Source organism: Pseudomonas shirazensis (assembly GCF_050496565.1).
Taxonomy (GTDB): Bacteria; Pseudomonadota; Gammaproteobacteria; order Pseudomonadales; family Pseudomonadaceae; genus Aquipseudomonas; species Aquipseudomonas shirazensis_A.
In genome coordinates, this window is sequence record NZ_JBNWAE010000001.1 from 733,666 (window position 1) to 746,339 (window position 12,674).

Sequence of the window (12,674 nt, forward strand, 5' to 3'; positions counted from 1 at the left end):
GATTACAAGGTTGTAAGTCCCGCTTGCAGAAGAAGGTAGCGTTGCGGCTTCACCGCATACCCGTTCCCCCTCAGGCAAACTATTGGTAGACACCCAAGAGTAGACGCTCAAGATAGTCCACTACTAGGCTGAACCCGAGCGACGTGTCGAGCATCTCGAATGGAACAAAACCCATCAAATGACCGCACGGCCGACAAAGCCACTGCTCCGCGAGCATCTGAGAGCCTAATACCTTCGATGCTATCTCCGGTCCTTTCGCATATTGGAACGCCACCGCGCTCTGCTGGGCATCCAGGCGATGGGCCTGAACGGGTTGGCTCAGAGCCGTCTCTGTTGGTTGGCTGAGATCTATTGCACGGTTTGCCCGGGCCCAGGCGCAAAAATTTCGAACCTATGGAGGCAACGGGCGTAATAAAAAATGCCAGGCACTGCCTGGCATTTACGAAATCTCTAATTGTACTGTTCAAATCATTTACTACTTGTTGTTGATGCATTGCGAATACATCGAGTAACGAACAGTCTTCAGCGTGCCCTGGGAGTCCTCGAAGGTCATCAACCGTGGGTAGACCTGGCAGGTACGGGGGTCCTGCGACTGACGTACGAACTTAGCAACGTCGATCTTCATGCCATATTTGTAATCCTGAATCTCTGGCATTGGCTTGCCATTTTTCTCCGCGTACTTGGCCACTGCGGTCTGGTGTTCCTTGGTGTATTGCAGCTGCTTGCTCTCGGAGAAAGTGTTGGCCTGCGAAGCCACCGAGAAAACAACAAGTGCAGCAGCGATAATTAGCTTTTTCATAAAACCCTCTAAATTTCAAAACTTCTCGGGCATAACCTTAGCAATGCATAGGCATCACCGGCATGACGAGAAACTTACAATTTTGAAAGGTAAGTGCATCTACTTCACTTTAATCGAGTAGGAGGCGGGTTCACGCCCGCCGTCCTCTCACACCACCGTGCGTACGCTTCCGTACACGGCGGTTCAGGTTATGCGACTAAGCCGGTTGATCGTATCCAGTATCGAGACAAGCCCAAGGCGTCCCATAGTTTCTTCGGCAGCGCCTGATTCATATGTGGTGCACCCGAGTTCCACCATGGCCGCCTTCCATTGGAGGTCGATTTACAGGCACGCTCTGCACCCAGCCCCAGCCGTATCAGGTTGCGAGCCCTCGTCGAAGGCTGCTTCCATTGTCGCCAGATGACACAGCGCAGTTTGTGCCTGAGCCACGTGTTGTGGGCTTCTCTTTAGCGGAGGCTGTTAGCTAACCACTTCGGCCTCGTCGCCGTCTTCATCCTTGCGGTGTGCCCAGTGATACAGGGCAGGCAATACCAGCAAGGTCAGTGCGGTGGAGGACAGGATCCCGCCAATTACCACCGTTGCCAATGGACGCTGAACTTCTGCACCGGTACCGGTGGCCAAGGCCATCGGGATGAAGCCCAGGGACGCTACCAAAGCTGTCATCAAAACAGGTCGCAGACGGGTCAATGCGCCTTCATCGACTGCCTGCCTGAGCGTCCGCCCCTCCTCTCTTAGCCCGCGGATGAAGGCAATCATCACCAGGCCGTTCAGGACTGCAACGCCGGACAGTGCAATGAAGCCGACACCTGCCGAGATCGACAGTGGGATGTCCCGTAGCCACAGCGCCACAACACCACCGGTAAGTGCGAATGGAATACCAGTGAAGACCAGCATGCCGTCTTTCAGGTTGTTGAACATCAGGAACAACAAGGTCATGACCAGTAGCAAGGCGACTGGAACAACGATCTGCAGGCGTTTGGCTGCCGACTGCAGCTGCTCGAACTGGCCACCCCAAGTCGTCCAGTAGCCTGCAGGAACTTGCACTTTCTTATCCAGCGAAGCGGTCGCCTCCTCAACGAAGGAGCCCAGGTCACGGCCTCGAACGTTGGCGCTGACGATTACCAGGCGTTTGCCGTTCTCGCGGCTGATTTGGTTCGGGCCCAGTTGCAGGTCCAGATTAGCGACCTGCGACAGCGGGATGAAGCCGATTTGATTGGCACCCTGAGCCGCATTAGCGGGTACCGGGATCAGCAAACTGGACATACCCGCTACGTCGGTACGAACGGTCTCAGGCAGGCGCACTACCATGTCGAACCGGCGGTCGCCCTCATACAGCGTGCCGGCCTGGCGGCCACCCACGGCGATAGCGATCGAATTCTGAACATCCGCGATATTCAGACCGTAGCGTGCTGCTTTTTCGCGATCGATGTTGATAGTCAGCACCGGCAGACCGGATGTCTGTTCAACTTTCACTTCCGACGAGCCCGGTACCGCTCGTAGAGCTGCCGCGATCTTGTTGGCGGTGTTGTTAAGCACGTCCATGTCATCGCCGAAGACCTTCACCGCGACGTCACTACGTACGCCCGAAATCAGCTCGTTGAAACGCAACTGGATTGGCTGTGACAACTCATAGTTGCTTCCTGGAACACCTGCCGCGGCCTTCTGCACCTCAGCAATCAGCTCATCGCGTGGCTTCTTGGGGTTAGGCCACTGATCCTGAGGCTTGAGCATGATGTAGGCGTCAGAGGCGTTTGGCGGCATCGGGTCAGATGCAATTTCTGCGGTACCCGAGCGTGCGAACATCCGCTCAACTTCAGGCACCTCCGCTATCACCGCTTTCTCCAGACGCTGCTGCATCTCGACGGACTGAGTGAGGCTCGTTCCAGGCACACGCATGGCCTGAAGCGCAAAGTCGCCCTCACTGAGGCTTGGGATGAACTCGCTACCCATACGACTTGCCAGTACGCCGCTGAGCACGACCAAAGCTACTGCGGCCGAGAAAGCGATGTTCCGGTGTCCCAGCACCCATTGCAGAACCGGCTCATAGCGCAGTCGAGCTGTGCGCATGACCACGCCTTCCTCTTCCTTCACCTTGCCAGTGACGAACATGGCAATAGCTGCAGGAACAAAAGTAACGGACAGGATCATTGCACCCAGCAGCGCCATCACAACGGTGAAGGCCATCGGGTGGAACATTTTGCCTTCGACGCCGGTGAGGGCGAAGATCGGCAGGTACACCACCATGATGATCAGCTGGCCGAAGATCAGCGGCCGACGAGCTTCTCGCGCCGCGGCAAAGACCTCGTGGAAGCGTTCGGTTTTGGTAAGCATGCGGCCATGCTTATGTTGCGCATGAGCCAGTCGACGGATCGCGTTTTCTACAATAACCACGGCACCGTCGACGATGATGCCGAAGTCGAGTGCCCCCAAACTCATTAAGTTGGCACTGACCTTGTTGTTGAACATGCCTGTGAAGGTGAACAGCATGGACAGCGGAATCACCATCGCGGTGATCAAAGCCGCACGGATGTTGCCGAGGAACAGGAACAGAATGGCGATAACCAGGATCGCGCCTTCCACCAGGTTCTTTTTCACCGTCGCGATGGCTTTTTCAACCAGGTTGGTACGGTCGTAAACAGTCACAGCCACCACGCCCTTTGGCAGGGTGCGGTTGATGTCCGCCAATTTGGCGGCGACAGCTTGAGATACGGTGCGGCTGTTTTCACCAATCAGCATGAACACGGTACCGAGCACGACTTCGCGGCCGTTCTCAGTAGCAGCACCTGTACGGAGCTCTTTACCGATGCTGACGTCAGCTACGCTGCTGATGCGAATCGGTGCACCATCCACACTGGTGATCACGATGTTGGCGATGTCTTCGATATTGCCTACCTGACCCGGTGCACGGATGAGCAACTGTTCACCATTACGCTCGATGTAGCCGGCGCCGACGTTGGCGTTGTTACTTTCCAACGCAGCAACCAGGTCATTGAGTGTCAGCTTGTAGGTAGCCAGGCGCTTTGGATCCGGCGCAACCAGGAACTGCTTGGCATAACCGCCGATGGTATTGATCTCGGCCACACCCGGGACGTTACGCAGCTGAGGCTTGATGATCCAGTCCTGGATCACGCGCAGGTCGGTCGGGGTGTACGGCGTACCGTCCTCTTTGACCGCGCCATCTTCGGCTTCAACAGTCCATAGGAAGATCTCGCCGAGGCCGGTAGATACCGGACCCATGACGGCCTCTACACCTTCTGGCAGCTGTTCCTTCGCAACCTGCAGCCGCTCGTTGATCAACTGGCGGGCAAAGAAGATGTCAGTGCCATCCTTGAAGATCACGGTGACCTGAGACAGGCCAGAGCGAGACAGGGAACGGGTCTGCTGAAGGCCCGGGAGACCGGCCATTGCCGTTTCAACTGGAAACGTGATCCGTTGTTCGGTTTCCAAGGGCGAGTAACCAGGCGCTGCAGTGTTGATCTGCACCTGAACGTTGGTGATATCGGGTACCGCATCGATGGGCAGCTTTTGATAGCTGTAGATACCGATACCCGCCATGATCAGAACAGCGATCATTACTACGATGCGCTGCTCGATGGCGAATCTGATGATACGTTCAAACATGAGAAATCATCCTGTCAGTTCGCATCAGTGACCGTGTTCGGCAGAAGCTTTGCCGAGCTCGGACTTGAGTGTGAAGCTGCCACTGGTTGCTACCTGGGCGCCGGCTTCAATACCGTCGATGATTTCCACGTACCCACTGTCGCGGCGACCCAGTTTTACCGGGCGGGTGTCAAAGCCATCTGGGGTGCGTACGAATACCGAAGGTTTGTCTTCAACGGTCTGCACTGCGTGCTCGGGGACCGCTACGGCAACTCGATCGGTCTGGGAAGTGACCGCAATGTTCACGAACAGGCCTGGACGCCAGGCGCCGTTGGGGTTGGTCAAGGTGACGCGGACAGTAGCTGCACGGTTTTGCTCGCCCAGCAGGCTGCCGACATAACCCACCTTCCCTTCGACCTCGACGTTCATGTCAGGCGAAGAGACTTTCACCGCACGACCAGTCGTGACCTTGCCCAGATCTGTAGGCGGGACGGCGAAGGTTGCCCAAACCTGGTTCAGGTCGGAAAGGATGAAGGCGTTGGTCGCCTCGCTTACGACTTCGCCAACGGTCAGATGTTTCTCCACTACCACGGCGTCGAAGGGAGCTCGAAGCTCGTATCGATTACCGCCAACGGAGTTAACCGAGGCACCGATAGCGCCGACCTTCTGCTTGGCGTTGGCCAAGGAGATCTCCGCTTCTTGCAACGCTTGGCGTGCTTGGAGGTAGTCTTGCTCTGCAGAGATTTTGTCCTGCCACAGCTCTTTCTCACGCTGGAAGGTCACACGCGCCAGTTCGACGCGACGCTGTGCGGCCTGTTGTTCGCTGCGCAGGTCAGAGATCTGCTGGCTGGCGATTACAGCGAGGACCTGACCCTTTTTGACCGTCTCACCCAGGTCGGCCTGGACAGCTTCAACAACGCCAGGAACACGAGGAACCACGTGGGCAGTACGGTCTTCATCGAAGCGAATTTCGCCCGGGAAGCTCACGACTGTACCCAAGTCACGCGGCGCTGCAGCTTCCAGGGCAACGCCGGCTGCCTTGATCTGTTCATCGCTGAGCGTCAGTTTGCCCTCTTCTTCACCGCCCTCTTCGCTGTGGCCTTCTTCGCCATGGCCCTCATCACCTTCCTCTTGGGCGGCAGATGAGGCTTTCTTTTCGTCGCCATGGCCATCGTTAGCGCCATGTTCGGCGGTACTGGCGGCCTGCTGTCCGGAACTATTGTTCCAGGCAAGGCTGCCAAATCCGAGGGCTGCCACAGCGGCTACCGCGAGGGCGATCTTGCGTTTGTTATCCATTGCTACTCCTGCTGATCGTAGGCACCGGCTTGTTCAAGGCTGGGTGCCGAAGAAAATGTTTGGCCCGCTCAGCGAGCGCCGGCAGTTGAGCCGACTTCGCCATAAACCCTTTCCACCTGCGCACGCGCATTGGTCGCCGCTGCCAACGATTCGAGGTATTGGCCACGAGCGACGATCAAGGTGCGCTGGGCATCCAGCACTTCGATGAAGCCGAATTTGCCCATCTCGAAGCCGCGGGTTGCGGTCTCTACGGCTTGTTGGGCTGACGGCAGAATGGTCTTGTCGTAGGACTCGACCTCCTGCATTGCGGTGGACCACTGGTTCAACGCGGTTTGGGTTTCGGTGCGCAGGCGCAGCTCCACAGCATTGCGCTGGTCTCGGGCCTGATCGGCACGTCGAGAAGCGGAAAGAATGTTGCCTTGGTTACGATCGAACAGCGGCAGAGGCATAGACAGGCCCACAGTGTTGACCCGCTCGCGCACAGAGCGGTCGTACTGGCTGCCTACGCTGACAGTAAGATTCGGGATACGCTGAGCTTTCTCTGAACCGAGCGAGGCATCGCTCTTGTCGATCTGCACCACGGCCTGGCGCATTTCTGCGGTCTGATCGAGCTTTGCCAGCAGCTCTTCAGTCTGCGGTGGCAGCCCCGGGGAGAGGGTTGGCGATTCGAGTTGATCAAATACCGTGACTGAGCTCCCGGTAATTTGCGCGAGCTGCTGGTAAGCGGTCGCCTTTTCCGTTTCGGCACGTCGAACTTGAAGCTTGGCTTCGGCCAGTTGCACCTGGGCGCGGGTGGCCTCTACTGGGGACGATTTACCTGCGCGAACACGGCCATCGACGATGCGGAGACCGCGCTCAGTCAGTTCGAGAGATTGCTTGGCCAGATCAAGGCCTGTCTGGGCCCGCAACGCGGCGTAGAAGGCTTGCACGACGTCTGCACGCAGTCCGTTCACGCGACGGTCTAACTCCAGCTGTGCGGCGGTCTGCCCGAATGTGGCGACGTCAACCCGAGCCCCCCGCTTACCGCCCAGCTCAAGGGTTTGGCTGAGCGAAACAGTTGTCTGGCTGGTGTTACGACGGGTGTCTTCCACGTCGTACGAGATTGTGGGGTTGGGGATAAGTCCGGCCTGCTTGCGAGCGCCGTCAGCGATCCCAATCTCTTGCCTGGCTGCAGCTAGATCAGGGTTGGCATCCATGGCCGTCGAAAGCGCCTGGGGCAAGCTGATGCTTTGGGCAAGGGCTGCAGGTGCCATCAATCCAGAGATGACTGCACAGAGTGCAGCGATCTTCCAGGGCGAGACGGAGGTCTTGGATAAGACATTGCGGTTATACCGGGGCACTTTGATGGTCCTCGTGCACAAACTTCGATAAAGCTTGGCGAGAACGCCGAAACAGCTGCCAAGCCCCACTTGATTAGGTGATGGCACTCTAATGAGCGGTAGCTATCAGAGGGGTGGCTGGAAAATTACAATTTCGTAATAAATCCCTGTAATGCCCGTAAATACTGCGATTCCCAACCCGGCTCTATGATTTCGTTACAAGCAACGGAGATGGCAACCACGCGGTGCGAAGGCGCCAAATAACGGGCAGATGACGAAATTGTAATTTTCCTATCACCCTCCCGTTATCTTCGGCCTGCAAATATGAGCTCGCGCTACGCTAGGCGCGCCGCCGGGTCAGAACAATTAACGACACCCGCGCAGGTAAACATAATAAAAACTGCCGTGAATCAAAGGAGCATCGGATGAAAATCAAAGTACCACTGTATTTGGCGGCAGTTTCTGCGCTGTCTGGAAGCTATGCTATTTCGGCACAAGCTGAAGACAAGCCAGAGGGCTTCATTGAAGGCAGCAGCCTTACAGTGCTGAACCGTAACTTCTATTTCAATCGTGATAACCGCGACAGCACTGCCCCTACTTACAACAGTGGCAAAGGCAATACCAATGGCTACTCCGAAGCCTGGGCGCACGCAATCATCAGCAAATTCAACTCTGGGTTTACCCAGGGTACAGTGGGCTTTGGCGTTGATGCCTTCGCCATGATCGGCCTTAAGCTCGACACCGGTGATGGGCGCAACGGCGGCCGTAGCTCCTTCGACGTGCTGCCTGTTGATAACAAGGGCGAAGCTCGCGACGAATACACCAAGGTCGGCGGCGCAGCCAAAGTTCGCTTGTTCGATACCATCGTGAAAGTGGGTGATGTCTTCCCATCGACCCCGGTCGTTGCATCGGGTGACTCGCGACTGTTGCCGGAAAGCTTTCGCGGCGTGACCGTTGAGAACACCAGCATCCAAGGCCTCACCCTGCAGGGTGGTCGTCTGCATGCGATGAGCCAACCGGTCTCTAGCAACCTTAACGACAACTTCGTGACCTTCTACGGCGGCCCAGTCAACTCGCCATGGATCGGCTACGGTGGCGGTGATTACTCGATCAACGACAACTGGACCGTGAGTGCCTATGCAAGCCAGTTGAAAGACGTCTGGAACCAGTACTACGCCGGTACCAGCTTCGCCTACCCCTTGAACGACGATCTGGCGCTGATCGGCGGCTTCAATTACTACAAAGCCGTGGATGAAGGTAAGCGACGCCTGGGCGAATTTGACAACAACATCTGGAGTGCCAAGGTCGGCGTACGTTACGGTGCTCACACCCTGGCCCTCTCGCATCAGCGCAACAACGGCGACGACGACTTCGACTACCTGCGTCAGTCGGACTCGATCTTCGTCGACAACTCCATCCAATACAGCGACTTCAACTCGCCGAAAGAGCGTTCATGGATGCTGCGCTACGACCTGAACTTCACCAGCTACGGCATTCCAGGCCTGACGTTCATGACCCGCTACGCCAGAGGCTCGGGCGCGGATTACTCGAACGCTAACCAGTTCTACATGCGCACTGACGACAACGGCAACCCGCTCGACAATCAGAAGCGCTGGGAGCGTGACGTCGAAGTCAAATACGTTGTCCAAACCGGCCCGGCAAAAGATCTGTCCTTCCGGTTGCGCCAGGCAACCACGCGTGCCACTGCTTTCGAATCGGATTTGGATGAAACTCGTGTAATCATCGAGTACCCGCTTTCGATTCTTTAATTCGCTAACGGACCAGTTATTCATTAGCTGATCCTGTTAGTAAAACGAGCATTACGAATTCACCTTGAGTGGCTTAAGTGCTCCTTTGGTAAAAGGTGGATATTTGGCGCCCTTTGGGCGCCTTTTTTTTGCCTAAAATTCAAGTAAGCGTTCGATTGTACGCATCGCATGCCGGTGAAGTTCATGGCTACACCAATGACCAGTCTCCTCGATGTGAGCAACCTCGCCGTCATCTGAGCGGAACGAAGCCAGTACAAAGAAGAAAATAACCCAATACTTCATAAGGTCAAGTCACCTGCTGGAGAGAGGGTCCGCAACTGTCAAACCCAAACCGCGACAAGATATACCGCCAGACTATCAACTGTATTACCTAGAAATTACAAATCCGTCATTTGAGCCCCGGCACGCTCATTTTGATTTACCATCCCTTTCAATAATGCCGGCGCGCGTGCGCGGTTAATTGCTCAGTGATATCGAGACAAAATCCCATGCGAATTCTGGTAATTGAGGATGAAGTAAAAACTGCGGAGTATGTGCGTCAAGGTCTGACGGAGTGTGGCTATGTCGTAGATTGCGTCCACACCGGATCAGATGGATTATTCTTGGCCAAGCAGCACGAATACGAGCTGATTATTCTCGATATAAACCTCCCAGAGATGGATGGTTGGCAGGTTCTTGAGTTGTTGCGCCGTAAAAATTGCCCTTCCCGCATCATGATGCTGACGGCGAGAAGCCGGCTGGCGGATAAGGTCCGGGGGCTAGAGAACGGCGCAGATGACTACCTGATCAAGCCATTTGAGTTCCCTGAGCTGTTGGCCCGGGTTCGCGCCTTGATGCGCAGGTCGGATCACCCCGCATCCGTAGAGGTCATTCGCGTCGCTGACCTGGAGCTTGATCAGAGCCGGCACAGGGCGTTCAGGGACGGTCAGCGAATTGATTTGACCACAAAAGAATTCGCGTTATTGCACTACTTGATGCGTAACACCGGGGTGGTACTGAGCCGTACGCAGATTATTTCTCAGGTTTGGGATATGAATTTTGACTGCGACACGAACGTTGTAGAAGTGTCGATTCGAAGACTCAGAGCCAAGATAGATGACCCATTCGAGACCAAGCTGATACATACGCTTCGGGGCGTAGGGTATGTGCTTGAAAAGCGATAATTGCCAAGCTCTCTAGGTACCGAAAATTGGCTGTACACTCCCGTCGCTTGCGAGCTTGAGGTTTCTGTTTACGATCCGCGGCGCTGATTCCTCACCCAACAAATGAGGTAGGCTGTACATGAGGTATAGCATTGATTATCAGCAGGTTTCGCAAGGTCAATCGCATGCCAGGATTGATGCCTGTCCAGCTGACATTATCTTCAACAGCGACCATGGCTTAGCACTTATTCCGTGCGTCGGCGATGTTATCAACCTTCCCTCTACGGCGGTCAAAGAAGGGGTTTGTGGCATCGTCAGATCAAGGATTTTCAATTATCTAGGAGGTCCTGAAGATCTGTACTGCCACGTCAACATTCTCGTTGAAGAAGCTGACATCAATTTCGGAAATCTCATCTCGGAATACATGCGCAATCAGGCACGCGCACGCTCGCCTTCTTCATAAAGTCGAAGGCGGGCCTGGCCATTAATGGTTATTTATGACTGAGGATTCAACAGAGCGGGCGTCTACTGAGCACCAGAGGTGGATAGTCACAGCCTAGTGGCTGAACGAGGTACTGCTGGTGTGCGCAGAGCTGGACTCATTGTTTTTTGAATGGCGCATTGCAGTATAAAGAAGTACATAATCCCTGAGGCAAATACGATAGCAGACAGAGAAACCATTTCTAAATCTAAGACCCCAGAAATCATATACTGCTTAATCGTGATAGATCCCAGGATGATTCCGGTGCAGTACATGACACCCGTGAATTGGTTTCCCATAAAACTCAGTATGCCGCTGAAGGCATTGTTTGCGCTGAGTAGCACTGCCTTTAAAATGGTCCATCCGAGAAGTGGTAAAAATGCCTTAATCATGAAGGCAAATAGCATCGACGATGCAAATAGCTTTATCGGCGTTTCTGCCCACGGCTTGATGGTACCGTCTATTTCAACGCCGGTATACAAGATGACATTCAGAACAATTGCCATGACGGTGCATATGCCGAGGCGTATCATTTCCCGCTTAAGAGGGGCCATCATTATCACTGCGTGAATCTTGCGTCCGATGAATCGATTTAGTCCTTGGGTCGACATTTCTCTTCCTATGCTCTCGGGGATGACGCTATTTTAACGTTGTAAGAATGTCATGCTTTTACCCGATGAGAGGTGACGCTTCAACAGTTCTGAATTGCGCAGGGGGTCTCATGTCTTTCCCAGGTCGGATATCTTGCTGAAAAATCCTCATCTATCTGCGGGGCAAAGATGCGGCCACCCCGCCGCCGTCAGAGCTCTGGAGGACTGGTTGCTGTCAGCAACTCATCGAGTGACGGAACCTTAGCGTTTGCACTGAGGACGAGTGTCCTGGATCGGAGTATGGATACTTCATAGAAGGATTCGCACTCGACTCGTCCATTCACTTCTCTCCAGTGGGTGACTTCTGGTATCAGTTCGTTAGGCACCGGATGTAATGCCATAGGATTATGGAAGACCTCCACTTCAGCAGACCACGGCTCGTAGCCATACTGCGGCCAGAGCTGACCGTAATCGCTGGACGCTACATCCAACAAAAATGGGATACCTCGTGATGCACCTGGAGAACGGTCGAAAAACTCACCAAACCGCAAGTATCGGTACCCGTCTAGATGAGCTCCACCTGAAATCGGCACTCGGCTGAGCTTTGAGACTGTGCAGGCATTGGTGAAAATGACCGCTGAAAGATGGGCATTTTCCCTTAGCGTAAATAGGCCGTTGGGGCGCCCTGATAGCAGAGATGTCTCTTCCTCCACAGTTATCAGCTGCATTCCACGATGCGCAGATGAGTGAACTGAAAAGCCATAGAGATAGCTGATGAGCGACTCCCTGCTCCACAGCATTGAACTGGGCGCATGGAAATCGGCTAAGGCCAGAATGAGCGGCTTACCCTCCACGTGCGGTAGGGATTCGTAACGCTTGTCCAATTTGTTTTGGATGGTCCTCGCAAACCTTTCTGCAGCCGCTCCAAAGAAGCGCTCATGTCGGTCAGCTGGTGGGGGGACCGGCGAGGCGCCAAAATGCTCATACCGCTCTTCCGGGTTGGCTGTCACTGCTTCAACCCAGGCCTCACCTCCCAGCCTATTCTCGATATGAAAATCGGGTGATTCTTTAGGCTGGGTGACAAAGAGTCCCTGCTCACGAAAAATCGCTAATAGGTGGGCCTCCCAAAGGCGGGTGTGAAAATTCTCAGTCTGGCAATCGGGAACCCAATTTCTGTCTGGGGATGGCAGTGCGAGATACAGTTGATTGAGCGCCCACGCCCCAATACGGCGGCTTGGATCAAATAGTGATTTGAACACCACGCTTGGTGTGCGCTTACCCATTCTGCTTAGAGGAGCACGTCGTCGTTCGCCTGAGGGGAGTGGAAGCGGATGGGCTTGGGTACTGAGAAAATGGCTGATTGAGGCGCGGGCTTCGGACTCGCCAGTGGTGCACTCACTATGACTGAGGAGCACCCACACGCTATCGACACGACGCCGCAAGGTGACAATTCCGAAACTGCCGGAATGGATATTTCGGGTTAGAGCGGCACAAGAAATTCCGTCCTCACTAAGCCATGCCCCTACTGGCGGGCTGTCCCCAAACCCCAACCCTCGTGGAAGCGACAAAGCGATTAGATCGAACATCGGCGCAGCAATTTCTTTCATTCGCTGATCTCGGCAGCCGTCAAAATGCATTCCATCAATGCCTCGGAGCGTGCCCGCCGGCGATGGCATCG

General features: G+C 55.0%; 10 protein-coding genes and 1 pseudogene. 3 read left to right on the forward strand and 8 right to left on the reverse strand.

Features of this window, described 5'->3' with window-relative positions:
• Nucleotides 1-79 precede the first annotated feature (79 nt).
• From ACQZ2L_RS03305 to ACQZ2L_RS03330, 6 genes and pseudogenes are all read right to left on the reverse strand, one after another.
• On the reverse strand, nucleotides 80-274 hold the full coding sequence (locus ACQZ2L_RS03305) for an MbcA/ParS/Xre antitoxin family protein (protein WP_255032616.1): 195 nt from the start codon (nucleotides 272-274) through the stop codon (nucleotides 80-82).
• A 201-nt stretch (nucleotides 275-475) separates the two neighbouring features.
• Entirely contained in the window at nucleotides 476-799 is a 324-nt protein-coding gene (locus ACQZ2L_RS03310) for a DUF2790 domain-containing protein (protein WP_003253432.1), read from the reverse strand.
• A gap of 183 nt (nucleotides 800-982) precedes the next feature.
• Nucleotides 983-1,227: pseudogene (locus tag ACQZ2L_RS03315) on the reverse strand (group II intron reverse transcriptase/maturase); the annotation flags it as partial.
• A gap of 31 nt (nucleotides 1,228-1,258) precedes the next feature.
• A complete protein-coding gene (locus tag ACQZ2L_RS03320) occupies nucleotides 1,259-4,420 on the reverse strand; it encodes a CusA/CzcA family heavy metal efflux RND transporter (RefSeq protein ID WP_047279636.1) in 3,162 nt (1,053 codons plus the stop codon).
• Nucleotides 4,421-4,444: 24 nt separating this feature from the next.
• Nucleotides 4,445-5,695, reverse strand: a complete 1,251-nt coding sequence (locus tag ACQZ2L_RS03325; RefSeq protein WP_047279635.1) for an efflux RND transporter periplasmic adaptor subunit — start codon at nucleotides 5,693-5,695, stop codon at nucleotides 4,445-4,447.
• Nucleotides 5,696-5,763: 68 nt separating this feature from the next.
• On the reverse strand, nucleotides 5,764-7,035 hold the full coding sequence (locus tag ACQZ2L_RS03330) for a TolC family protein (RefSeq protein ID WP_139047608.1): 1,272 nt from the start codon (nucleotides 7,033-7,035) through the stop codon (nucleotides 5,764-5,766).
• Nucleotides 7,036-7,439: 404 nt separating this feature from the next.
• Between ACQZ2L_RS03330 and ACQZ2L_RS03335 the strand changes: the two genes are divergently transcribed.
• The 3 genes from ACQZ2L_RS03335 (at nucleotide 7,440) to ACQZ2L_RS03345 (ending at nucleotide 10,388) form a co-directional block, all read left to right on the forward strand.
• Nucleotides 7,440-8,783, forward strand: coding sequence for an OprD family porin (locus ACQZ2L_RS03335; protein ID WP_047279633.1), 1,344 nt, complete (start codon nucleotides 7,440-7,442; stop codon nucleotides 8,781-8,783).
• Between the two features lie 488 nt (nucleotides 8,784-9,271).
• Nucleotides 9,272-9,946, forward strand: coding sequence for a heavy metal response regulator transcription factor (locus tag ACQZ2L_RS03340; protein WP_003253420.1), 675 nt, complete (start codon nucleotides 9,272-9,274; stop codon nucleotides 9,944-9,946).
• Nucleotides 9,947-10,064: 118 nt separating this feature from the next.
• A complete protein-coding gene (locus tag ACQZ2L_RS03345; protein WP_044270171.1) occupies nucleotides 10,065-10,388 on the forward strand; it encodes a hypothetical protein in 324 nt (107 codons plus the stop codon).
• A gap of 86 nt (nucleotides 10,389-10,474) precedes the next feature.
• Here the strand turns inward: ACQZ2L_RS03345 and ACQZ2L_RS03350 are convergent, their stop codons facing one another.
• Nucleotides 10,475-11,017 carry a hypothetical protein gene (locus tag ACQZ2L_RS03350; RefSeq protein WP_044270172.1) on the reverse strand — a complete coding sequence of 181 codons (543 nt, stop codon included), beginning with the start codon at nucleotides 11,015-11,017 and terminating at the stop codon, nucleotides 10,475-10,477.
• A gap of 188 nt (nucleotides 11,018-11,205) precedes the next feature.
• Complete coding sequence (locus ACQZ2L_RS03355; protein WP_230385194.1) at nucleotides 11,206-12,603, reverse strand: hypothetical protein; 1,398 nt, start codon at nucleotides 12,601-12,603, stop codon at nucleotides 11,206-11,208.
• Between the last annotated feature and the right edge of the window lie 71 nt (nucleotides 12,604-12,674).

Bases quoted from the DNA above. Each gene is read 5' to 3' on its own strand.
- ACQZ2L_RS03340 (WP_003253420.1), top strand. From the start codon at position 9,272: ATGCGAATTCTGGTAATTGAGGATGAAGTAAAAACTGCGGAGTATGTG.
- ACQZ2L_RS03320 (WP_047279636.1), bottom strand. From the start codon at position 4,420: ATGTTTGAACGTATCATCAGATTCGCCATCGAGCAGCGCATCGTAGTA.
- ACQZ2L_RS03355 (WP_230385194.1), bottom strand. From the start codon at position 12,603: ATGAAAGAAATTGCTGCGCCGATGTTCGATCTAATCGCTTTGTCGCTT.
- ACQZ2L_RS03345 (WP_044270171.1), top strand. From the start codon at position 10,065: ATGAGGTATAGCATTGATTATCAGCAGGTTTCGCAAGGTCAATCGCAT.
- ACQZ2L_RS03335 (WP_047279633.1), top strand. From the start codon at position 7,440: ATGAAAATCAAAGTACCACTGTATTTGGCGGCAGTTTCTGCGCTGTCT.
- ACQZ2L_RS03325 (WP_047279635.1), bottom strand. From the start codon at position 5,695: ATGGATAACAAACGCAAGATCGCCCTCGCGGTAGCCGCTGTGGCAGCC.
- ACQZ2L_RS03310 (WP_003253432.1), bottom strand. From the start codon at position 799: ATGAAAAAGCTAATTATCGCTGCTGCACTTGTTGTTTTCTCGGTGGCT.
- ACQZ2L_RS03350 (WP_044270172.1), bottom strand. From the start codon at position 11,017: ATGTCGACCCAAGGACTAAATCGATTCATCGGACGCAAGATTCACGCA.